Raw genomic sequence first — 22,736 nt, 5'->3', positions numbered from 1 at the left:
ATGAGGTGACCACTTGAAGCAAGCACTGATCAATATGCTGACCATGCAGGACAGGATGAATAGCCGCGTGCATGAGCGCTGGATCGAACAGGATTTTGAATGGTACAGGGCGGCCTGGATCGAATGCGGAGAGTTGATAGAACACTATGGCTATAAGTGGTGGAAAAAACAGGATGCCGATATCGAGCAGGTTCGGCTCGAAATCATCGATATCTGGCACTTCGGGCTATCGGCCCTGTTTCGGGACGAAAAGAGCATAGAACACATCGCAGCGGAAATTGAGTCTGAGATAGGGCGCTTTGAGCCTTCTGGGCTGGGTGTGCGCGAAGCGACCGAAGCGCTGGCGTTGCACTGCCTGCAGACAAAAAGCTTCTCACCGTCCCGGTTTTGGGAGCTGATGCTTGCTGCGGGGCTGGACTTTGACACACTCTACAGTGCCTATGTCGGCAAGAATGTACTGAACTTTTTCCGCCAGGATAACGGCTATAAGGCCGGCAGCTATGTAAAGAACTGGGCTGGCCGGGAAGACAACGAGCACCTGGTGGAACTGGTTGCGCCGCTGGATAAGAGCGCTGAGGATTTTGCCGATCAGGTTTACCGCGCTCTGCAGACACGCTATCGGGAACTGGTCCCGGAAGCCTGATCCATGCCAACGGAAGAGAACAAACTCTCCACCACGGCGCTGGCGAAGATGCTGAACCTGCCGGTTCAGCAACTCTTTGGCATACTTAAAGACTATGGCTGGATAGAGCGCAAGAAGGATAACTGGGCACTAACCCCCAAGGGTGAATACGAGGGCGGCAGCTATCACACCAGCAAGCGCTACGGGTCCTATATCGTTTGGCCCGAACAACTTGAGCAGCACCCGTTATTGCAGGCCATTGAGTCAAATCAGCGCATCACAGCCGCTTCAATGTCGCGCTATTACCCCCATCTGCATGCCCGACAGATCAATCGCGCATTGGCTGAACTTGGCCTGCAGCACCACAGCATACTCGGCTGGGAATTGACGCCACTCGGAAAGGCCTGGGGCGGATTACAGGAAGAAAGCAATAGCAGTGGTGCCTTCTATGTCACCTGGCCATATGAGATTATCGATAACCCGGTTATCCACCGCGAGTTAAGCCTGCAGTCAGACCAGATTCCAACACCTGTAGTTCCCGGTGAGTTGGAACCGGATATGTTTGCGACATCAAATGCGCCTGTAGACCACCATCAGGGTATCGACGGGCATGTCTTGCAGTCGGCGTTACAGACCGGAGTCTGCAACTGGTTGTATCTGGCACAGTTGGCCCATGCCTGCCACCGTGCACTGCCCACTGAGGAATTGGTGTACGCGGATTTTTATGTGCCCGCGGGGAATATCTATATCGATTGCTGGGATACCGATGTTCCGGCTGGCGAAATGTCCGGTAAATTTCGCAAACGGGCGCTGTACAAGGAATTTCAGTTGCGCCATCTGGAAATCAATGCCGAGGACAGCGATAGACTGGACGAGATTCTGGGCCGCGGTTTACTGGCGTTTGGCATCCGCTGTTAAAGCATCAACCCGTATCTACCTGCGCGTCAGAAAAACACCACACTCCATGTGATCCGTGTAAGGGAACTGGTCGAACAGCGCAAAATGTTTTATGCGATGGGTGGCATCGAGCACACGCATGTTCTCTGCCAGTGATAGCGGATTGCACGAAATATAGATAATCGTCTGGAATCCGCTCGCCATCGCGACAGTGTATTCATCCAGGCCGGCACGGGGAGGGTCGACAAACAGCGTGTTTAACTCAAACTGCTGCAGCGGCTTGGGTAGTTCGCTGACCCGGCGAAATACGCGCTCTGCATTCATCGCCTGCGTCACTTCTTCTGCAGACATGCGCAGCAGGTGTACATTACTGATGGTGTTTTCGGCGAGATTGGCTCGTGCAGCACGGATAGAGACTTTTGAGAGTTCGGTGGCGATCACATGGTCAAAGTGCTCGGACAGGGGCAGGGTGAAGTTGCCGTTGCCACAGTACAACTCCAGCAAATCGCCAGTGAGCGCTCGGGCATTGTTACAGGCCCATTCAATCATCCGGATATTCACCCGGCCATTGGGCTGGCTGAAAGCCTGTTCGTACTGACGGTAGCGGAACTCCCTGGCACCAACCGGCAAGACTTCCTGAATAAAGTCCCTGCCGATCACCAGTTTTTGCTTGCGACTGCGGCCGATAATCGACAGCGCCGGCGCTATCGGCAGCAGTTCACTGATCAGCGCCTCAATCGCAGATTCCCAGTCGCAGTCCAGCTTGCGGTGATAGATCAGTGTGACCAGCAACTCACCCGACAGCCCGGCCAGGAATTCCACCTGAAACAACTTGCGACGCAGGGTGTCGCTGTCGTTAACTACCTTATGCAGTACCGGCATCGCTGCTTGAATACAGGGGTCTGCAATTGGAAAATCGGTGACGACGACGGGTGTTCTCGGATCCTCCCGCCTGAACATCACATAGTTCACTGTATCGCCGTCGTGCCACATGCGAAACTCGGCGCGCAGGCGGAAACCCGTAGGAGGCGAGGGATACACTTGTGGGGTCGGCGGTGAGAAGGGTGCCAGCACACGACTTACTCGGCTGACTTTCCCGGCCAGCAGGGCCGCATAGTTTTCCGGCTCGACAGCAGACATCGGCATTAGTGCAATCTCGCTATATTACGCTGGTCCCACAGCTGACGCGCTCGCTGCTGTGCGCTGGCCGGATCTGTTTCCGAATCGAGCACCATCAGTGCCACAGCTGTCGTTGCAAGGGTTGCGTGCAGCCCGTAGCCGTCGTCAGTGTTATTGCGCCACAATGCCCGCAGTGGTTCCACACCGGGCTCGGAGACACTGTCGACGCGCTCACTTACCACCCGAGGCAATACCCAGCTGTCGTGACGCCCCCGGTGCAATTGTGCGATACGCGTATCTGCCTGAGGCTTGATTTCAACCTCGCCACTGTCACCTTTGAATACCAATGCGCTCGGTTGCCCTAGGATTTCGTCAGCCTCCTGATGCAGGCGGGCATAGGCGGGGTGAAACACGCTCTGTAAACTGGCGTCCGCACGCAGGGGATTGATCAGGCGGCTCAAGGTATTCACGGGCGAGCGCAGCCCTAGTAGAGGGCGCAGTTGCATCAGCTCCTGCAGCGGCGCGCAAAAGTGTTCCAGCGGAAGATAGCTCAGGCGCTCGCCATCGAGCTGCTGCGACACCTCATCCCAGTTGGCAGCAACCGGCAACTGCAATTGACGTATTGCATCTTCAGCATAGAGTCTGCCGGGGGTATGTCCCCTGGTGCCGTGAATGAATACCCGGTATCCCGCCTCGGCGAGCAACAGCATCGACAGGATAAACCACGGGTGTTGATGCTTTTTCCCGGCATAGCAGGACCAGTCGAGATCCACATGCAAGGCTGTGGGCGCTGCCGTCATCGTCTCGCGGCAAGCCTCTACAAAACCCGCCAGCTCCTGCGGGGTCTCTTCCTTAACCCGCAACAGCATTAAAAACGCACCAATCTGCAGCGGTTCGGCATGGCCCTGCAATATCATGGAAAACGCTGTTCGGGCTTCTTCGCGCGACAGCGAGCGTGTGCCGGTCTTCCCCTTGCCGAGAATTCTCAGATAGGGTGCAAAAGGGTGTTCGGAAGAGGAGGGCGATACGCTGGAATCATTCACGGTGTTTTATCACAGACAGTTGTCGGGTTTTGGCAGGCCGGCAATTTTACTGCCGATCTTTGCCGGTGAGCCAGGAAACAATGACATCAGATAGATACTTTTGCCTTTTTCCGCGCCCAGTTTTATCGCACAGTACTTGACCAGTGGGCGCATCGCTGGAGAGCTGTCGAACTCGTGGTAGTAGGCTCGCAACAGATTCAGGATCTCCCAGTGTGCGGGTGTCAACTCAAGGTTCTCTGCCGCGGCTATTTGCTGTGCGACATCAGCATCCCACTGCGAGAGGTCACGCAGGAAACCTTCGCTGTCAAAGGCACTCGGGGCCAGCCCAGTCATCAGTACCAGGCCAACTGGCGCTCGAAGCGCTCTGTTAACGCCACCAGGCCGTCCATGTCCACCCAGCGGATGCTATCTGTAGTGCTGGTAATTCCGGCGAGGTGGGCATCGCTGTCGAGTATATAAAGTTCGACCTGAGTTAAGCTCAGCTCGCCGCAAGCCGCTGTGCCTTCCAACGCTGCGTAGACGCCGTCACCGAGCAGTACCAATGCGTCACCGGCCTGCAGTACCTTGAGGCAATCACTGAAGGCTGCACTGGAGGGCGCGGCGTTTAGTGTATGCAGAATCATGCCTAGAGCCCCAACAGGTGGTCGTATGCTACCATCAACTGATGCATCTCACCCGGGTTCAACTGTTGAGCCTCTACAGGGCAGGCGGCAATATCGAGGTTATAGGCTGCAGCCGCCTCACCATCGACATATACCTGATTGATATCGTACAGGGGTAGAGAAGCCAACTGGCGACCGATGTTTTTCTTGCCCAGCGCTCGGCTGTCCTGATCAGGCAACAACTGCAGCACACCGTCTCCGCTAAAAAGGACATCAACAGGCTGATCAAATGCCGCGGCGGCCAGGACGGCATCCACAGCGGCTTTGGCCAGGCTGGAGCCGTAAGGGCTGTGCCTCATTACGACAAGCACAGAACGTTTGTCAGAGCCGCTCATCGTTATCCACCGAAAGTGATCAGTCGATCGGAGCTGGCGCAGGCGTCGACCAGCTGTCCCAATCCGGAAACAGTGAACGCGGGGCCGACGGATGCCCCAGAGCGCTCATGGCGAGCCGCCTCGGTATCATCGAGCATCCCGTACTTCAATGCCGAGGAAATACAGATCACCAGCTCCACTGCATGTTCCTGATACAGTGCTTCCCATGCCTGAACGGGGTTAATTTCGTCCTGCGGGACGACACTATTGCATGAACTGGCAGTGGTGCCTGCGTCGAGAAAGAAAACACGGCGAATACTGTGTCCCCGCGCAATCGCACTGCGCGCAAACTCGGCGCCCAGGCGTGAACCGTGGCCTGAAACAGCGGATGACAGAACGAGCAGGGAATAGATCACAAGCTGCGACCCCCATAAACAAAAAACCCCGGCAGGCACCGGGGTTCTGTTACTGCAGGTGTTGTGTCAGTCATCGCCGCTGAAAGCCGACAGCAGGCTCAGCAGGTGGATGAACAGGTTGTAGATGTCGAGGTACAGCGCGACTGTTGCGCGGATGTAATTGGTCTCACCACCGTTGATAATGCGGCTGGTGTCAAACAGGATCAAGCCGGACATGATCATCACAATCGCTGCCGAGATCGTCAGAGACAGCGCGGGAATCGCCAGGAAGATATTGGCGATCATCGCTACCACCGCAACCAACAGCCCAACCAGCAGGAAGCCACCCATGTAAGAGAAATCCTTACGTGTGGTCAGGGCATAAGCCGAGAGGCCGAAAAAGACGACTGCGGTGCCGCCCAGTGCCTGCATTACCAGTGCAGGGCCATTGGCCATCGCCAGGTAGTAATTCAACATCGGGCCGATGGATGCACCCATCACGCCGGTAAACGCGAAAATGGCAACCAGACCCTTGCTGGTATCGGCCATTTTATGAACCACGAAGAGCAATCCGAAGCCCACCAGGCTAAGAACCAGGGCCGCACCCTGTCCCAGGCCCATGGCCATCGCTATGCCAGCGCACACCGCGCTGAATACCAGCGTCATGCTCAAAAGCATGTAGGTATTTTTCAAAACTTTGTTAGTACTAAGAACAGACTCGATTGCTGGTGAGCCTACACTGTATACACCGTTGTCTTGCATGACTTACTCCGTATTGTGGCGCACAGACTGTGCGACTGGTCTTAAGACAGATAATAAGGGTGAAAAGTTCAAAATCCAAGTCAAAGTCGGCATATTTTGGACTTGTCTGGGGAGCGTGATTGCGTGGTGAGCGAGATGGGGTGTTGCCTGTGTTTCTTGTGGTGCGGGGAAATGGCGGTGGGCTAAGGATTTGAACCTTAGGAGGGGATAAACCCTCAACGGTTTTCAAGACCGCCGCTTTCGACCACTCAGCCAGCCCACCGGAAACTTTTGATAGCTCACACGCTCGCTACTGGGTAGCGCGGAGCGAGCGAGATTATACAGCGATGAAAACAGGACACAAGAGCTGGTTGACTACTTGTGTCCTGAGTTTCGACTTACGATCAGGACTGCGCTGCTGCCTGCGCCGGAGCCTGCTCCGTTCGAGGGCCGCGGGGATCGTTACTAGCGCGGGGTACCATACGATCACTGCCTTTCGCAGGGGGCTGTACAGCCTCACTGAACAACGCCCTGTGTGACGTGCTGCATTCCACGACGCCCACCGGCCGAGCTTCGACACGCGGGTCATTAATGGCCCGCCCTTCGGCAGTGATACCCGCAGTAGAGACCACTTTCTCGGGCTCTGCTGCTTTTTTCACCTCTGTGACAGCTTCCACAACGGCTTGGGCTGCGGGTTTGGCAACCGCTTGGACTTCAGGTTCTGCGACCGGGGCCGTTTCTTGCGCTTCAGCGACTTCCGATGCTGTAGACACAGGCTCGACGGCAACCGGCTCTTTTTGCTCGGGCACCTGCTCCCATCCAGCATCGGCACCGAGGGCCTCAAGCTGCTCGCTGTGCGGATTCTCGGTGTGGCCGGTGTCTGTTTCCGGGGTACCAACGGGGGCCTCAACTGGAGCTGCGGGGCTAGCGGTGGGCTGTTCCTGCACCGCGGTATCTGGCGCTTTAGCAACAACTGCCTTGATTTCGCCTTCAGTACTTTCTTCGGTCTGTGGTTTACGTCCGCGGTTGCGACGACGGCGCTGCGGCTCCGAGCGTTTCATATCACTGGGACGCTTGCGCGGTTTGTCCTGCTGGCTGCCTGCATCCTGAACCTGCGACTCTTCGTTTTCGGCCGCAGCGGATTGCGTTTCAGTCTGGGTGCGGCGCCTGTTACCGCGGTTATTACGCCGACCATCGCTGCGTCCACCGCTGGATTCGCTCGAGCGCTCATTGCGTGACTGAGTGCGTTTCTCCGTATTGTCGCCGTTAGCCTCAGTCTCAGCATTGCCAGCGGTATCCCTGTTACGGTTCTGCTGGCGTCCTCCGGAACCACGCCGGCGGTTGCGGCTTCTATTACTGTTGGCATTGGTATTGCCACTGGAAGATGAGCCCTGAGAGGCCCGACGCGGCGTTTGCTGCGACTCGCTCTCGGCCTGGACCTGCGTGCTTTCAACCACGGGTTCGGCGGGTTTGGGGCCCACCAGTGCGCTTACCATACGCGCAAAAATCCCCTGCTTGGGTGCCGGCTGTGCTGGCGGAGCGGGTTGTTGCTGGGCCTGAGGTACTGCGGGCGCTTTCTTCTCGTTGTTCACCACCGGGGCCTGCGACTGCTTGACGCCTTCTACCGCGGCCTGCTGCAATGGCGCAACGGGGGTGTGTACATCACTGATGGCCTCTGCCTCCGGCACGGTGATATCGACGGCATAGCTGACTTCATGCCCGCCATCGACTTCGTCGGTGCGCAGGCGCTGAACTTCAAAATGCGGTGTTTCCAGGTTGGGGTTAGGAACTACCAGTACCCGCGCTTTGGTGTCCTGCTCGATTTCACCCAGTGCGGAGCGTTTTTCGTTGAGCAGATACGCAGCCACGTCGACCGGCACAATCGCGCGGACCTCAGCACTGCGGTCTTTGATGGCTTCCTCTTCCAACAGGCGGAGAATGGAGAGCGCCAGCGATTTGGTATCGCGGATGCTACCCTGTCCGGTACAACGCGGGCATACGATCGCGCTGGTTTCCCCCAGTGAAGGACGCAGGCGCTGACGGGACATCTCCAGCAACCCGAAACGGGAGATACGGCCGACCTGCACGCGGGCGCGATCGATCTCGAGTGCATCACGCATGCGATTTTCGACGGCGCGCTGATTGCGTGCAGCCAACATGTCGATGAAATCGATGACGACCAGACCGCCCATGTCGCGCAACCGCAGCTGCCGGGCAATTTCATCCGCTGCTTCGAGGTTGGTGTTGAGTGCTGTTTCCTCGATATCGCTGCCGCGTGTGGCACGGGCAGAGTTAATATCGATGGATATCAGTGCCTCGGTGGGGTCGATAACGATCGAGCCCCCGGAGGGCAGTCGGACTTCGCGTTGAAATGCCGTCTCGATCTGGCTTTCAATCTGGAAGCGGTTGAAAAGTGGGATATTGTCCTCGTAACGCTGAATCCTGGACGAGTATTTGGGCATCACCTGTGACACAAAATCATGGGCCTGCTTGAATGCCTCTTCGCCATCAATCAGTACCTGGCCGATATCATCACGCAGATAGTCACGCACAGCGCGGATGATGACATTGCTTTCGCGGAACAGGAGATCCTTGGGTTTGGCTTTTTCTGCAGCGGAGGAGATGGAATCCCAGAGTTGCAGTAGATAGTTCAAGTCCCACTGCAGCTCTTCCACTTCTCTGCCCACGCCGGCGGTGCGGATGATAACGCCCATGCCCTCCGGAATTTCCAGCGCACTCAGCGCTTCTTTCAGTTGCGAGCGGTCATCGCCTTCAATGCGGCGGGATATGCCGCCAGCGCGGGGGTTATTAGGCATCAGCACCATGTAACGCCCCGCCAGGCTGATAAATGTCGTCAGGGCGGCGCCTTTGTTGCCGCGCTCTTCCTTATCGACCTGTACAATAACTTCAGTGCCTTCCTTGACGATATCCTTGATCTTGAGGCGTCCGTCGCCGGATGGTTTACGGTAAAAGTACTCGCGTGCGATTTCTTTCAACGGCAAAAATCCGTGGCGCTCGGCGCCAAAATCGACAAATGCAGCTTCCAGGCTGGGCTCTACGCGGGTGATTTTCCCCTTGTAGATACTCGCCTTCTTCTGCACGCGGGTTCTGTTTTCGATATCGAGATCGTACAGGCGTTGCCCGTCGACCATAGCTACACGCAACTCTTCGGGTTGAGTTGCATTGATTAACATTTTTTTCATAGTGCCATTGCCTTTTGACGCAGGCCTGGCGGGGCAGGGGATCAAATATAAAGCCGGCTCAAGGCCGGTTAACATTAGTAGTCAGCTAAAATATCTTAGTAATTTCAGCTGCTTACAGGGTGTTGTTAGTATCGAAACTAACTTCGACACCCGGGTGTCGTGTTAACCTTAACCACTGAAATTACGTGGTCATTACAGCGTCAGGCAGTAAATAGTGTGGTACTGAACCTGCCTTTTTGCTAGTGTCGCACCACCTGAGGCCTGCGACGACGCTGATCATTCTTTATAACTGATTCGGTGTCCCGGCAGTGCTTGCTGCTCGGTTCATTTCATTGTCGGCATAGCGACACAAGTGTGCGTGTCATTATTCGCATACACCGTGTGGGAATGCCGACATCCATTAAGTTTGTGTGGTTGATCTGGCGGAACCGCGCATCTCATGTGCCGGCCCAAACGTTCGCCAGGGCTTTTCCATCACCGAACCTAGCTTCAAAACTCAGGCGGGTGCAACCACAGCGCGCACTATAACAGTATATGGAAACAATTGACATGATTCGTACAGCCCGTGTCCGCTAGCCCCCAAACCCCTGCATCCGGCCGGGCGCGTCTGGTGACAGTGGATGACAATGCAGCAGGCCAGCGCCTCGATAACTTCCTGTTGCGCGAAATGAAGGGTATTCCCCGCACTCGACTGTACCGCGCGCTGCGCAAGGGTGAGGTGCGAGTGAACAAGGGCAGGGTGCGCGCCGATTACCGACTGGTCATAGGCGATGTGGTGCGGATACCCCCGCTGCACCAGCCGGAGCCCTCGGCAGAGCCGCGTATACCACGACAACAAACAGCGCAACTGGAGCGGCAGATCATCTACGAGGACGATGATTTGCTGGCGATCGACAAGCCCTCCGGCCTGGCCGTGCACGGTGGCAGCGGGCTCAGCTTTGGCTTGATCGAGTGCCTGCGGCAGCTGCGCCCCGATGCGCGCTATCTTGAGTTGGTACACCGTCTGGACCGCGATACGTCAGGCGTTATCCTGATTGCCAAACGTGCACCGATCCTCCGCGAACTGCATCGACAGTTGCGTGAAAAACACATCGAGAAGCGCTATCTGGCCCTGGTCGCCGGCAAATGGCCCAGATCTGTGCGTGTGGTGGATGCACCGCTACAGAAGAACGTACTGCAATCCGGAGAGCGCATGGTACGCGTGAACCGAGAGGGGAAGAGGGCAGTCACCGAGTTCAGTGTGGTGGAGCGGTTTGCCGGTGCCACGTTAATAGAAGCAAGGCCCATTACCGGGCGGACGCACCAGATACGGGTACACGCCCAGCAGGCGGGTTTTCCGTTGCTCGGCGACGACAAGTACAGCGACGACCGGACGGCGGCCTTTGCGCGCCAGATCGGCCTGAAGCGCTTATTCCTGCATGCCGCTTCGCTACAGTTTTCGCTCCCGGACAGTGGTGAACTTATGCTGCAGGCGCCGCTGGACGTGACTCTTGAAATTATATTAGAAAAGCTCCGTAAGTAGTTGTAAAAAATAATTATTCAATGTAATTCGTATGGTATCGGCTGATAGCCGGCGTCATTGTGAAGTGCTATCTGCGTACGGCCCTACCTGTCAGTACTCCTCAGAACATCTACGCCTGCCGCAGCTAACAGCGAGGTTAATGTGATCAGTGGCAACCCTTCAAGGCTGGTAGGGTCGCTCCCCGTGAGCTGTTCAAACAGTGCGATACCCAGTCCCTCTGCCTTAAAACTGCCCGCGCAGTCGTAGGGCTGTTCGCGCTGGAGATAGTCTTCTATATGGGTGTCGTCGAGCGCGCGAAACCTTACACTGAACGGTTCCACATGAACGCGTTCAAAGTGCCGGGCCCGCGACACCAGCGCAACCCCGGTATAAAAGGTAACTTCATTATTGGCGCTCATCCTGAGCTGCGCCTTAGCATTCTCATGATTGCCCGGTTTGCCCATAATACGCTCACCAATAGACGCAACCTGGTCGCTGCCTATGACCAGTGCGTCCCGGTGAAGATCGGCCACAGCGCAGGCCTTGACCCTCGACAGTCGTTCAGCGAGCGCCTGCGGCGCCTCACCGGGACGCGGTTCTTCGTCCACATCGGGTGGGATGCAGGAAAAGCGCAGTTGGAGGCGTTCAAGCAGCGCCCTGCGGTAGGGCGAAGTCGACGCGAGGATAATATTCATCAGTTGGGCCAGATTTGTAAGTAGCAGCTAGAACTATTTGTATTGTAAAGATTTTTTTGACAAAGGGGCAGACCGCACCTATGATGCGCGCCTATGTTGACCGAGACTCTACCGAATATGCTGGATGTACGCCAGGCAGCGGTGCGTGGCGTCACAGTCAGCGGAGCCCTGAAACCGCTTGATTTACAGCGTTTCCGGCAGCTTTTGGCTGCTGATGAGGGCGCTATCGTGGCAGAATTTGACTTCTCCCGCGACGACGAGCGCAGGTATGTGATGCGAGTTACAGTGACGGCAGATATCGTGGTGACGTGCCAGCGCTGTCTCGAAGCGATGCCACAGCAGCTGTCCAGCGAAAGCACATTGGCTATCGTATGGACAGATGAAGAGGCCGCGCATGTACCCCGGCAGTTCGAGCCGCTGATTGTGATGGAACCTCCCAGCAACTTGTGGGATGTGGTCGAGGAAGAGCTGATACTGGCGATGCCGCCATTCAGCTACCACGATACAGATGAATGTAGGATGAAGACTGCGGCCTATTCGGACCCGGCCCCAACAGGGGACACAGGAGAAGAAAAGCCCAACCCGTTTAACGTGCTGGCGCAATTAAAGCCCGGCAATAAGCACTAGGAGTTTAAGCCATGGCTGTTCAGAAAAGTAAGAAGACCCGTTCTCGTCGGGGCATGCGTCGTTCACACGATGCGCTACGCGGGCCCACCCTGTCTGTCGATGAGACGTCAGGTGAGACTCATCTCAGGCACCACGTAACTGCCGACGGTTTTTATCGTGGCAGAAAAGTCGTCGATACAGGTAACGACGACTGAGTTCAGTGACCTGATCGGAAGACTGCCGGCGTTGTGAGCCACACGGCTCAGGGAGTTTATCCAATACGCGAAGACCGCGTCTTCGCAACGCCGCTCACAGCCCTCAATGTGAGCGGTGATTACACTCTACCGCCCCAGCCTTCAAAGCACCTCTTCTACCGCTCGCAACAACATTCCAACTCCTCTGAATATGCGATGGCGCATGCATTTCCCTGTGCTGCTTCAATGGCGTGCTGCTAGCTGTCGCCCAACCTACTTTATGTAACGACGAAGGACAACCAGAGAATGTCAGACAGTTCCAATGCATTTGTTTTTCCCGGGCAGGGCTCACAGCAGGTAGGCATGCTGGCCGCGGCATATGAACAATTCCCGTCCGTGCGAGACACCTTCTCAGAAGCCTCGCAAACCCTCGGATACGATATGTGGGCGCTGGTGCAGGATGGCCCGCAGGACGCTTTAAACCTCACGGAAACTACCCAGCCGGTGCTTTTGACATCGAGTGTAGCACTGTGGCGCGCGTGGCAGTCCGAAGGCGGCGCTCGGCCAGACATAATGGCCGGCCACAGCCTGGGAGAGTTCTCAGCTCTGGTATGCGCCGGGGCACTATCATTCGAGGACGCAGTAAACCTGGTGCGCAAGCGCGGCGAGTTCATGCAGACCGCTGTGCCTGTGGGCCAGGGCTCAATGGCCGCTATTATCGGCCTGGACGACAGTGTTATCGATGATATATGCGGTGACATCACAAGCGGCGACGATGCTGTGGTAGCGGCCGTCAACTTCAATTCGCCGGGACAGGTGGTTATCGCCGGCCACAAAGCATCGGTTGACGCAGCGATTACCGCATTGAAAGACGCCGGCGCCAAACGCGCTTTGCCACTGCCTGTCAGTGCGCCTTTCCACACTGTACTGATGAAGCCCGCTGGGGAGAAGCTCGCAGAAGTCCTCGACACCATCACTATTACTTCTCCACAGGTTCCAGTGGTGCATAATGTTCACGGCGCAACGGAGAGTGATCCGGAGAAGATACGTCAGTTGCTAATTGAGCAGATCTATAGCCCGGTACGCTGGACGAGTTGTATTGCCACCGTCATAGAATCCGGCGTACGCGGTATCGTAGAGTGTGGTCCCGGGAAGGTACTCAGCGGCTTGAACAGGCGTATTGATAAATCGTTGCAGAGTTATTCCATTGAGGATCCCGAAGGCTTGATAAACACCGTGCAACAACTGAATGAACCCGCAGGAGAATAGCATATGTCAATAGAACCAAAAGTGGCACTGGTGACCGGTGCAAGCCGCGGCATTGGCAGGGCGATCGCTGAATCATTGGGTGCTGATGGCTATATAGTGGTTGGCACTGCGACGAGCAGCAAGGGAGCGGAATCGATATCTGCATATCTCTCTGCAGCAAATTTCACTGGGCAGGGAATGGCACTGAATGTTGCGGATCAGGACAGCGTGTCTGCGGTCGTGAAACAGATTGCTGAGAAGTTTGGAGCGCCGCTGGTGCTGGTGAATAACGCGGGTATCACCAAAGACAATATTTTAATGCGCATGAAGGAAGATGAGTGGCAGCAAGTTGTAGACACGAACCTGAGCTCACTCTACCGGATGAGTAAAGCCTGTGTGCGCGGTATGACGAAAGCTCGCTGGGGTCGAATTGTGAACATCACCTCGGTGGTCGGCTCGATGGGCAATATCGGCCAGAGCAATTACGCAGCGACGAAAGCGGGCGCCGAGGGTTTCTCACGTGCACTCGCTCGCGAACTCGGTTCGCGCTCCATCACCGTCAACTGTATCGCACCGGGTTTTATCGATACCGATATGACTCGTTCATTGCCCGATGAACAGCGCGAATTACTGCTGGGACAAATTCCCGTTGGCCGACTCGGCGCTCCGGCAGAAATTGCCGCCCTGGTCAGTTTTTTGTGCAGCGATAATGCCGCTTACATAACCGGTGAAACAGTTCATATTAATGGTGGTATGCATATGGCCTAAATATTTGATAAATATAGATTAACTAGCGCGGTGCGCAGCGCGCCAAAAAAAATTTATTACTCGTTGGAAAAACAGAGTAAACTGCGCGCTCAGACCGTTTAATCGGATACCAAACAGCAGTAAAAACCTCAGGAGTAGCAGATAAAATGAGCAGCATTGAAGAACGCGTTAAGAAGATCGTAGCTGAGCAACTTGGCGTCAAAGAAGAAGAAGTGCAAACAGGAGCATCCTTCGTGGAGGACCTGGGCGCTGATTCTCTCGATACGGTCGAACTGGTAATGGCGCTTGAAGAGGAGTTTGAAACAGAAATTCCCGACGAAGAAGCCGAGAAAATTACCACTGTGGCGCTGGCGATTGAGTACATCAATAGTAATCTCGCCTGATTCGCCATTCCATTACGAGGAGCCGTTTCTATCTCTATAGGGCGGCTTTTCTTTTATAGAATGTCATAGTTTGCAAGCTGCAAGGGAGTTAGCTTTTTGATTGGCAGAAGAGTTGTCGTAACAGGCCTGGGCATGGTGACTCCCGTGGGACTCACTGTAGAGGAGTCCTGGAAAAATATCCTTGCGGGGAAAAGCGGCGCTGCCCTGATCGACAGCTTCGACGTTTCGGCCTATTCCACGCAGTTCAGTGCCAGTGTCAAAGATTTCGATGTATCCCAGTATCTGCCGCCGAAGGAATCGCGCAAGCAGGATGTCTTCGTGCAGTACGGTATGGTTGCAGGCATTCAGGCCATGCAGGACAGCGGGCTGGAAGTTACAGAAGAAAATGCACCTCGTATCGGCTGCTCTATCGGCTCTGGCATTGGCGGTATCGGACAGATCGAGAAGAACAGCGAGATCATCAGGGAATCAGGCCCACGAAAAATATCACCTTTTTTCGTACCGGGCTCCATCATCAATATGATCTCCGGAAACCTCTCGGTGAAATACAATCTGCAGGGCCCCAATCTCGCCGTTGTAACAGCCTGCACCTCGGGCACACACAACATAGGGCTGGGTGCAAGACTGATCGCTCTGGGTGATGCAGATGCCATGCTGGTCGGCGGTGCAGAGATGGCGACAACGCCTGTTGGGCTCGGTGGTTTCGCGGCTGCTCGTGCGCTTTCAACACGCAATGATGATCCGACCAGTGCGTCTCGCCCCTGGGACAGTGATCGTGACGGTTTTGTGTTGGGCGACGGTGCTGGCGTCATTATGCTGGAAGAGTACGAATCGGCAAAAGCGCGCGGCGCGAAAATATATGCGGAACTTCGCGGTTTTGGCATGAGTGGCGATGCATATCACATGACGCTGCCACCGGAAGACGGAAGAGGTGCTGCGATGTCCATGCGCAATGCAATCAGGGATGCCGGTGTTGAACTTGAGAACATCAACTACATCAATGCGCACGGTACGTCCACTCTGGCAGGCGACCTCGCTGAAAGCCGAGCTGTAGAGTCGGTGTTGGGCAACGCTGCCGCACAAGTAGCGGTGAGCTCTACAAAATCCATGATTGGACATTTGTTGGGAGCAGCAGGGGCAGTGGAGGCTATTTTTTCTGTGCTGGCACTGCGCGACCAGGTTGCGCCTCCTACTATCAACCTTGAAAATCCCGACGAGGGGTGCAATCTGAATTACGTGCCCAACACTGCACAGGAACGCGCCATTCACAGCGTTCTTACCAACTCTTTTGGGTTTGGCGGAACCAACGGTTCACTGCTGTTCAGCAAAGCCAACTGATCGAACCCCCTGTGTCCCCGCAATCCGCGTCCTGGCTTGATGGCACACCCACTAGCGGGTTGCCTCTACCGGACCGTGGAGTCGATTTCGGCGATGGTCTGTTTGAGACCATCCTGCTGCACAGCGGCCGGCCCGTATTGCTGGATTTGCATATGGCGCGATTATCTTTGGGGCTGAAAACACTCGCACTTCCTGATTGCCTGGTGGCAGCGCAACAACAAATCCAGCTGGTCTGCAATGCGATTGAAACTGGCTGGCGTTGGGCGGCTCTGCGATTGAGCGTGCTCAGAAGTCCTGGGCCTCGCGGCTACGCACCCGCGCAAGGTTTGGCTCCGCGCATCCTGATCAGTGTCACTGCGCTGGAGCGCGATTGTGCAAAGTTATCTGCACCGGCACGCTTGAATGTGGCTGAGATACGCCTGGCAACACAGCCGGCACTGGCGCGGATCAAACACCTGAATCGGCTGGAGCAGATACTTGCAGCGACACAAGCACAAGCAGAGAATGTCGACGAGTGCCTGATGTTGGATCAGATGGATCACCTTGTCTCCGTCATTGCTGGCAATATATTCCTGGTTACTCGGGGTGAGGTTTTAACACCCGTGTTGGATCACTGCGGAGTCGCTGGTACACGGCGCAGCTTGATCATCGACAACTGGGCACCGTCTATTGGCCTCAAAGTCCGAGAAGCCAGGCTGACGCTTGACGACCTGCAACATGCTGACGAAGTTTTCTACAGCAACAGCCTGCACACGGTGAGACCGATAGCTACAGCGGGCGACAGAAGTTGGCGCGACCACAGTGTCTGTGAGGCGCTCTTCAATGTCTCCCGCGAGGTGATGGCATGAAAGAGAAGCTTGTCGTTTTGGTTCTCGCTGTGCTGGTGCTTGTGGCCGGCAGTGTTGGCGAGTTGCGAAAGCAGTGGGCAACACCATTGTATATTTCGCCGGACGGTTTTACGCTCATTGTAGAAAAGGGTGACTCCCTGCGCAGAGCGGCAAATCGCCTACATCAAGCTGGCGTTCTATCCTTTCCACAGCCCATAGCACTGTATGGAAGATGGACCGGCCTCGACCAGCAGATCAAGCCAGGCGAGTATCTACTGCCACAAGGTACGACTCCTGAGTCACTGCTGATGTTGCTGCAACGCGGTGAGGTCATTCAGTATCAGGTCACACTACCAGAGGGGATAACACTGCACCGGGCGCTGGAGATACTGGCGGACCAGGAGCAGCTGGAAGCTACGCTGTCCGGCACGGATGACGATAGAATTCTCGAGATAATTCAGCCCGAGTCGCACCCCGAAGGCCTGTTTTTCCCAGATACTTATCACTATTCGCGCGGCGATACAGACTTAAGCATACTGGAGCGGGCCCATGCCGCCATGCTGGCCACGCTGGAAGAGGAGTGGTCTCTGCGCGCCGAAGGCCTGCTGTACAACACGCCCTATGAAGCGTTAATTATGGCCTCCATCATTGAGCGGGAAACAGGGATGGCTCAGGAGCGGGGGCAAATTTCTGGCGTTTTCGCACGGCGGCTGAAACTGGGAATGTTGTTACAAACTGATCCTACGGTGATCTATGGGCTGGGAGAATCGTTTGATGGCAACCTGAAGCGCAGTCATCTTACCGAGGACGGTAATCCCTACAATACCTATCGAATTTCAGGGTTGCCGCCAACGCCGATTGCACTGCCGGGCAGGGCGGCCATTCACGCCGCACTGCACCCAGAGGAGGGCAGTGCTCTCTATTTTGTCGCGCGTGGTGATGGCGGCCATGTGTTCAGCGACACACTGAAAGAGCATAATCGTGCCGTGCGGCAATATCAGTTGCAGCGCCGTCAGAACTATCGATCAGCGCCGGAGAAGTCGCCCTAGTATGAGTGTCAAAGGTCTTTTCATCACGATAGAGGGAGGCGAGGGCGTGGGTAAGTCCACCAATCTTGTTTTTCTCGAGCGCTTTCTGATCGATAACGGCATCGACGTTGTCACGACCAGAGAACCCGGTGGCACCCGGCTCGCTGAAGACATACGCGAGTTACTGCTACGCGTGGGAGATGAAACGGTTAACGCAATGACGGAACTCTTGCTACTGTTTGCGGCGCGCGCGCAACATATTGCCGAGCTTATTGAACCGGCGTTGGCCGCCGGAAAATGGGTCCTGAGTGATCGATTTACGGATGCAACCTATGCCTACCAGTGCGGTGGCAGGGGCGTTGATCGTGCCGCAGTAGCGCAACTGGAAACTCTGGTGCAGGGTAGCCTGCGCCCGGACTACACACTGCTACTGGACGCGCCTGTCGATGTTGGCATGACACGGGCCCGCAATCGCGGTGAACTCGATCGTATCGAGCAGGAGACCCTGGCGTTTTTCGAACGCGTGCGTCGGGGCTATCTTGAACAGACACAAACACAACCCGAGCGGTATCGGGTTATCGATGCCAGCCAACCGCTGCTCGGTGTTCAAGCAGAGTTAACTGCATTCGGCAATGAGGCGCTCAGGCACTGGGCCTCGCGTAGGACTGGACCGTGATAAACCCGCTGGACTTGCCCGCCGTCAGCACACCGCTGCCCTGGCATGAGGAGGAGTGGTCTCAGCTGAACCAGCAACTGCAGGCCGAACAGTTGCCACATGCGCTGATGCTGGTCGGCAGGCAGCATACCGGAAAATCCCAACTGGCTATGGCATTGGCAAGGTTGCTGCTGTGCGCACAGCCGCGCGGCACTCTGAATTGTGGCGAGTGTCATGCCTGCGAATTGAGCGCCACTGGTGGTCACGGTGACTTTTTGTGGGTGACTCCGTCCGAGAAGAGCCGCGTTATAAAAATCGACCAGGTGCGCGAAGTCGTGCGCTTCACGGCTAAAACAGCCGGTTTTGGCACGCGCAAGGTCATCGTGCTGGCTCCGGCTGAGACAATGAATGTCAACGCATTCAACGCGCTGCTGAAATCACTGGAAGAGCCTGCCAGCGGCACCTATCTGATACTGGTGTGCGATCACATGTATGGGGTTCCGGCGACCATCCGCTCGCGCTGTCATATCAAGCAATTGCCAACACCCGCCACCGCTTCCGCACTGGATTGGCTCGACCTCGCAACAGGGCAGAGAGAGCGAAGCCAGGAACTGTTGTCAATTGCAGATGGCCTGCCATTGCTGGCTCGGGACTTGTACTGTGACGATGCCGTCGATGAGATTGTCGCCAGGCGGGTAGCACTGCAGGGCGTTATTGCTGGCCGTATTACCGTTAAACAGGCGCGTTCACTGTGGGGAGACCTCGATCTGGGTGAATTTTTGGAGCATCTTACCGGCGATATCCAACGGCTGCTGGGCTCGCTGCCGCTGGATCGACTGCGCAGTAGACAGGGCCAGCAGTTGTTCAAGCTACTTGATGAGGTATCCCGTCTGCGGCTGGCTGTCGATGCCGGCGCCAACCCCAGCAAAGAATTATTGGTAGAGGCACTGCTTTCAAAAGCACAGAGACGTTTGGGGGCAGACCTTCTAGGTGATAGTATCCATGCGCAACCTGGAGATCCCCGCACATGAGTGACGACAAGCCAAACAGCCGAAACGGAATATTGTCGCTGACGATCAAGGATAAAGCTGTCCTGTATTCTGCCTACATGCCTTTTCTCGACAATGGCGGACTTTTTGTACCCACCAACAAAGCTTATGATATCGGCGATGAGGTCTTCATGCTCTTAACGCTGATGGATGAATCAGAGAAAATTCCCATTTCCGGCAAGGTGGTCTGGGTAACCCCGCGTGGTGCTCAGGGCAACCGCACCGCGGGTATCGGAGTTCAATTCAGCGAACAGGATGCCGCCGCCAATGCCAAAATCGAGAATCACCTTGCGGGCTCTTTATCATCCGACCGCCCCACGCACACTATGTAGTCCAAGACATAAAGTGCTACAGTTAAGTGCAGCAATAAGGCATTGAAAAACATGGTTTTTTGATAAAAAAATGGGCCCCGAAAGGGACCCACCAAGACCATTAGGAGTGAAACATAAAGGAATTGCTTCCTAAAAAGAGCAGAAGAGCGCTCTCTTGTAGCCACCCGGTTGTTTCTAGGGGATAGGCGACCACGCTCTAAGTATCGCCTATAATTGGCAATTTTCCACAATACTTGGCACGATTTTTAGCGTATTTAGTTATTAAAAACCTATCATTCAATTCAATTTGGTAATTACAGCGCACATCAATGGCCCAATCGACCGAGTTTCTTGCCGGCATCATCGAAGGTTTCTACGGGCGTGAATGGTCGCTGGAGACACGATTAGCTTACGCTGACTACCTGGCCGAGGCGGGACTGAACACCTGTATCTACTGCCCCAAAGGAGATTTGTACCTGCGCAGCCGATGGCCAGAAGCTTGGCCCGATAACGAGTGGCAGGCGTTACTGCAGCTTTGCGCGGCTTACAAGCAGCGCGGGCTGCACTGGGGCGTCGGGCTCTCCCCGGTTGAACTTTACCGCAACTATGGGGAGCGCCAACGAGACAAATTCAGGCGCAAAGTGGAGCGACTCGGGGAACTGGACGCGCCGGTAATCGCCATTTTGTTTGATGATATGCCCGGCGATCTGGATGAATTGGCGAGCCGACAGGCAGAGATTGTCGCTGATGTCTGCCAATGGCTGCCCGGCGTACGCACATTGGTTTGCCCGACTTACTATTCGTTCGATCCGGTATTGGAGCAGCATTTCGGTGCTATGCCACTGGGCTACTGGGCACAGCTCGGTCGTGAACTGCCCGCTGTAGCTGATATCTTCTGGACCGGGAACAAAGTGTGTTCGGCGTCAATTACGGCGCAGGATATCGACTCAATTGTCCAACAATTAGGCAGGCCCGTCATCCTGTGGGACAACTACCCCGTCAATGACGGTGCGGTGCGGAGCAACTTTCTTTATACCAGCTGCCTGTCAGACCGAGACCCGACAATGCGGCCACAGCTCAGCGGCCATTTGTGCAACCCTATGAACCAGGGTCTTCTGTCACTGCCAGCGCTGAGCGGCCTTGCTCGCTTGTATGGCAACGGCGAGTTTGAGGATGCTGACTTGTCCCGGATGTTAGGGCCGGCAACCTGGGAGCGTTTGTGTCGCGACGGTCATGCATTCGAGCACGAGGGGCTCAGTGGGCTGGGGGAGGCGCGCCGTAAGGCGTTGGCCGATGAGTACGCTGGATTGCCCGGGTGCGCGGCAATGGAAATCACCCAGTGGCTGCGCGGAGAATACCGTTTTGACCCGGCGTGCCTGACCCTGTAATCCGATGCGCCGTATTGCGCCAGAGCGCTGGCTGTGTCGCAGTTGTCGCGTGCGCTGCAGTCCCTTTTACTGCTGTGGCCGACGGCCTTGCGGCGGTTGAATCCGGTAGACCTTTATGGCAGAATCACCGCCCTTGAACCGGCCGGATCATTTTCGGCGGTTAGATACGAAAAATCAGGTTTAATCAAAGCGTTAACTGGGTTTAGTGTGGTTGATTCTATCCAGTTAACCGATGTTTTCTACGCGGAAGTGGCGAAATTGGTATACGCGCTGGATTTAGGTTCCAGTGCCGCAAGGTGTGAGAGTTCGAGTCTCTCCTTCCGCACCAAACTTACGAGGGCAGCATCACCATGTTTCCAAATATGGTGATGCTGCCCAATGTGCGGGCACCCGAAGTGTCCGATAGCTATCGAATGATGAGGAAAGACTATGCGGGTATCTATTGAAACGACCTCGAATCTGGAGCGTCGCTTAACCGTGGGCGTGCCCGCCGAACGCGTCGATGTGGAAGTGGACAACCGCCTGCAGAAAGCGTCACAGAATGCCCGCCTCCCGGGCTTTCGTCCCGGCAAGGTGCCGATGAAAGTGATGCGCCAGCGCTACGGTGCCGGCATACGTCAGGAGGTCGTTGGTGAGGTTGTCAACGAATCGTTCCGTGAAGCGATTATTCAGGAGAAGTTACGCCCCGCTGGTCAGCCCAGCATCGAGCCCAAAAATCTCGAAGCGGGCAAAGAGCTGCAGTATGTAGCGACTTTCGAAGTATTCCCGGAAGTGGAACTGGCCGACATGAAGGACTTCCCGGTGGAGAAGCCGGTGGCCGAGGTCACAGAAACCGATATCGATAACATGATAGCGGAACTGCGCAAGCAGAAAGGGACACAGGAAGCCGTAGAGCGCGCTGCAGCGCTGGGTGATACCGTCAATATCGACTATGCCGGAACCCGAGATGGCGAGGCATTTGACGGCGGCAGTGCCGAGGGAAGTGATCTGGAACTGGGTTCTGGGCGTATGATTCCAGGATTCGAGGACGGCATTGTCGGCATGTCCGCAGGCGAGGAGCGCACCCTGCAGTTGAGCTTCCCCGATGACTACCACAATGAAGAGCTCAAAGGTGCGGCAGTGGAGTTCAAAATCACCCTGAACTCTGTAAAAGAGCAGGTGCCGGCGGAAATGAACGATGAGTTTTTTGCCGAGTATGGCGTAGAGGAAGGTGGTGAAGCACAGTTTCGCAAGGAAATCGCGGAGAACATGGCCCGGGAACTGAAAAACAGTACGGAAGCGAAGATCAAGCAACAGGTGATGGACGCCGTACTGGAAGCGCACAGCGCTCTGGATATACCCAAAGCGCTCGTTGATCAGGAAGTATCCGCAATGCGTAACCAGATGTTCCAACAATACGGTGGTATGCAAAATCAGGATTTAGATCTTGAGTCACTCCTGCCAGACTCTATGTTTACCGAAAATGCCGAGCGCCGAGTGAAACTGGGCCTGGTACTGGCCGAGTACATCGAAAAGCACGAACTGAAAGCCGATAGCGCAAAGGTGCGTGAAGTCATTGAAGATATGGCATCAACCTATGAGGATCCGCAGGAAGTGATTGATTATTACTACTCCAACCAGCAGCAACTATCTGCGGTAGAATCGAAAGTATTGGAGGATCAGGTGGTTGAAAAGCTTCTTGAGAGTGCCAATATAGTAGATAAGGAATGTGGCTATCAGGACGCCATTAAATCGTAGCCGTTACAAGAC

The 22,736-nt window shown here is 55.5% G+C and carries 25 protein-coding genes and 2 tRNA genes; 17 read left to right on the top strand and 10 right to left on the bottom strand.

The window, feature by feature from the left end:
- Positions 1–13: 13 nt before the first annotated feature.
- On the top strand, positions 14–643 hold the full coding sequence (locus AC0L6S_RS05440; RefSeq protein WP_473427413.1) for a dUTP diphosphatase: 630 nt from the start codon (positions 14–16) through the stop codon (positions 641–643).
- Positions 644–646: 3 nt separating this feature from the next.
- Positions 647–1,540, top strand: a complete 894-nt coding sequence (locus AC0L6S_RS05435) for a hypothetical protein (RefSeq protein ID WP_473427412.1) — start codon at positions 647–649, stop codon at positions 1,538–1,540.
- Positions 1,541–1,555: 15 nt separating this feature from the next.
- Here AC0L6S_RS05435 and trmA read toward each other — a convergent pair whose 3' ends face one another.
- From trmA to rne, 9 genes are all read right to left on the bottom strand, one after another.
- Entirely contained in the window at positions 1,556–2,665 is a 1,110-nt protein-coding gene (gene trmA / locus AC0L6S_RS05430; RefSeq protein ID WP_473427411.1) for a tRNA (uridine(54)-C5)-methyltransferase TrmA, read from the bottom strand.
- Entirely contained in the window at positions 2,665–3,681 is a 1,017-nt protein-coding gene (locus tag AC0L6S_RS05425) for a glycosyl transferase family protein (protein ID WP_473427410.1), read from the bottom strand. Before AC0L6S_RS05425 ends, trmA begins: the two co-directional genes overlap by 1 nt.
- A gap of 9 nt (positions 3,682–3,690) precedes the next feature.
- Positions 3,691–4,014, bottom strand: coding sequence for a TusE/DsrC/DsvC family sulfur relay protein (locus tag AC0L6S_RS05420; protein ID WP_473427409.1), 324 nt, complete (start codon positions 4,012–4,014; stop codon positions 3,691–3,693).
- Positions 4,014–4,304: a sulfurtransferase complex subunit TusB gene (tusB, locus tag AC0L6S_RS05415; protein WP_473427408.1), complete on the bottom strand. Its 291-nt coding sequence runs from the start codon at positions 4,302–4,304 to the stop codon at positions 4,014–4,016. Before tusB ends, AC0L6S_RS05420 begins: the two co-directional genes overlap by 1 nt.
- 2 nt (positions 4,305–4,306) lie before the next feature.
- Entirely contained in the window at positions 4,307–4,678 is a 372-nt protein-coding gene (gene tusC / locus AC0L6S_RS05410) for a sulfurtransferase complex subunit TusC (protein ID WP_473427407.1), read from the bottom strand.
- 2 nt (positions 4,679–4,680) lie between these two features.
- Entirely contained in the window at positions 4,681–5,073 is a 393-nt protein-coding gene (tusD, locus tag AC0L6S_RS05405; protein WP_473427406.1) for a sulfurtransferase complex subunit TusD, read from the bottom strand.
- 66 nt (positions 5,074–5,139) lie between these two features.
- On the bottom strand, positions 5,140–5,814 hold the full coding sequence (locus tag AC0L6S_RS05400; protein WP_473427405.1) for a Bax inhibitor-1/YccA family protein: 675 nt from the start codon (positions 5,812–5,814) through the stop codon (positions 5,140–5,142).
- A 172-nt stretch (positions 5,815–5,986) separates the two neighbouring features.
- A tRNA-Ser gene (locus AC0L6S_RS05395) sits at positions 5,987–6,076 on the bottom strand.
- A gap of 121 nt (positions 6,077–6,197) precedes the next feature.
- Positions 6,198–8,996 (bottom strand): ribonuclease E, encoded by a 2,799-nt coding sequence (gene rne, locus AC0L6S_RS05390; protein WP_473427404.1) that lies wholly within the window; start codon positions 8,994–8,996, stop codon positions 6,198–6,200.
- A gap of 565 nt (positions 8,997–9,561) precedes the next feature.
- On the opposite strand from rne, the gene rluC reads away from it, so the two are divergent.
- Positions 9,562–10,518 carry a 23S rRNA pseudouridine(955/2504/2580) synthase RluC gene (gene rluC / locus AC0L6S_RS05385; RefSeq protein WP_473427403.1) on the top strand — a complete coding sequence of 319 codons (957 nt, stop codon included), beginning with the start codon at positions 9,562–9,564 and terminating at the stop codon, positions 10,516–10,518.
- An 83-nt stretch (positions 10,519–10,601) separates the two neighbouring features.
- Here the strand turns inward: rluC and AC0L6S_RS05380 are convergent, their stop codons facing one another.
- On the bottom strand, positions 10,602–11,192 hold the full coding sequence (locus tag AC0L6S_RS05380) for a Maf family protein (protein ID WP_473427402.1): 591 nt from the start codon (positions 11,190–11,192) through the stop codon (positions 10,602–10,604).
- 93 nt (positions 11,193–11,285) lie between these two features.
- Here AC0L6S_RS05380 and AC0L6S_RS05375 point away from each other — a divergent pair, with 93 nt between their 5' ends.
- From AC0L6S_RS05375 to tig, 14 genes are all read left to right on the top strand, one after another.
- Positions 11,286–11,819 carry a YceD family protein gene (locus tag AC0L6S_RS05375; protein WP_473427401.1) on the top strand — a complete coding sequence of 178 codons (534 nt, stop codon included), beginning with the start codon at positions 11,286–11,288 and terminating at the stop codon, positions 11,817–11,819.
- Between the two features lie 11 nt (positions 11,820–11,830).
- Complete coding sequence (gene rpmF / locus AC0L6S_RS05370) at positions 11,831–12,013, top strand: 50S ribosomal protein L32 (protein ID WP_473427400.1); 183 nt, start codon at positions 11,831–11,833, stop codon at positions 12,011–12,013.
- 285 nt (positions 12,014–12,298) lie between these two features.
- A complete protein-coding gene (gene fabD, locus AC0L6S_RS05365; protein ID WP_473427399.1) occupies positions 12,299–13,261 on the top strand; it encodes an ACP S-malonyltransferase in 963 nt (320 codons plus the stop codon).
- Between the two features lie 3 nt (positions 13,262–13,264).
- Entirely contained in the window at positions 13,265–14,008 is a 744-nt protein-coding gene (fabG, locus tag AC0L6S_RS05360) for a 3-oxoacyl-ACP reductase FabG (protein WP_473427398.1), read from the top strand.
- A gap of 146 nt (positions 14,009–14,154) precedes the next feature.
- Positions 14,155–14,391 (top strand): acyl carrier protein, encoded by a 237-nt coding sequence (acpP, locus tag AC0L6S_RS05355; protein ID WP_159170836.1) that lies wholly within the window; start codon positions 14,155–14,157, stop codon positions 14,389–14,391.
- Positions 14,392–14,487: 96 nt separating this feature from the next.
- The gene (gene fabF / locus AC0L6S_RS05350) at positions 14,488–15,729 is read left to right on the top strand and encodes a beta-ketoacyl-ACP synthase II (RefSeq protein ID WP_473427397.1); all 1,242 of its coding nucleotides are present in this window, start codon (positions 14,488–14,490) and stop codon (positions 15,727–15,729) included.
- A gap of 11 nt (positions 15,730–15,740) precedes the next feature.
- Positions 15,741–16,577, top strand: a complete 837-nt coding sequence (gene pabC / locus AC0L6S_RS05345) for an aminodeoxychorismate lyase (protein ID WP_473427396.1) — start codon at positions 15,741–15,743, stop codon at positions 16,575–16,577.
- The gene (gene mltG, locus AC0L6S_RS05340; protein ID WP_473427395.1) at positions 16,574–17,605 is read left to right on the top strand and encodes an endolytic transglycosylase MltG; all 1,032 of its coding nucleotides are present in this window, start codon (positions 16,574–16,576) and stop codon (positions 17,603–17,605) included. Before pabC ends, mltG begins: the two co-directional genes overlap by 4 nt.
- A 1-nt stretch (position 17,606) precedes the next feature.
- A complete protein-coding gene (tmk, locus tag AC0L6S_RS05335; protein ID WP_473427394.1) occupies positions 17,607–18,260 on the top strand; it encodes a dTMP kinase in 654 nt (217 codons plus the stop codon).
- The gene (locus tag AC0L6S_RS05330; RefSeq protein WP_473427393.1) at positions 18,257–19,270 is read left to right on the top strand and encodes a DNA polymerase III subunit delta'; all 1,014 of its coding nucleotides are present in this window, start codon (positions 18,257–18,259) and stop codon (positions 19,268–19,270) included. The genes tmk and AC0L6S_RS05330 overlap by 4 nt, the downstream gene beginning before the upstream one ends.
- Positions 19,267–19,620 (top strand): PilZ domain-containing protein, encoded by a 354-nt coding sequence (locus AC0L6S_RS05325; protein WP_473427392.1) that lies wholly within the window; start codon positions 19,267–19,269, stop codon positions 19,618–19,620. Before AC0L6S_RS05330 ends, AC0L6S_RS05325 begins: the two co-directional genes overlap by 4 nt.
- Positions 19,621–19,928: 308 nt before the next feature.
- Positions 19,929–20,987 carry a beta-N-acetylglucosaminidase domain-containing protein gene (locus AC0L6S_RS05320; RefSeq protein WP_473427391.1) on the top strand — a complete coding sequence of 353 codons (1,059 nt, stop codon included), beginning with the start codon at positions 19,929–19,931 and terminating at the stop codon, positions 20,985–20,987.
- 243 nt (positions 20,988–21,230) lie between these two features.
- Positions 21,231–21,315, top strand: a tRNA-Leu gene (locus AC0L6S_RS05315).
- Between the two features lie 101 nt (positions 21,316–21,416).
- Positions 21,417–22,724 carry a trigger factor gene (gene tig / locus AC0L6S_RS05310; protein WP_473427390.1) on the top strand — a complete coding sequence of 436 codons (1,308 nt, stop codon included), beginning with the start codon at positions 21,417–21,419 and terminating at the stop codon, positions 22,722–22,724.
- Positions 22,725–22,736 lie beyond the last annotated feature (12 nt).

This window comes from Halioglobus sp. D3-4, assembly GCF_055809315.1.
The sequence above is the reverse complement of the archived record's forward strand: the minus strand, read 5'-3'. Positions and strand labels throughout refer to the sequence as shown.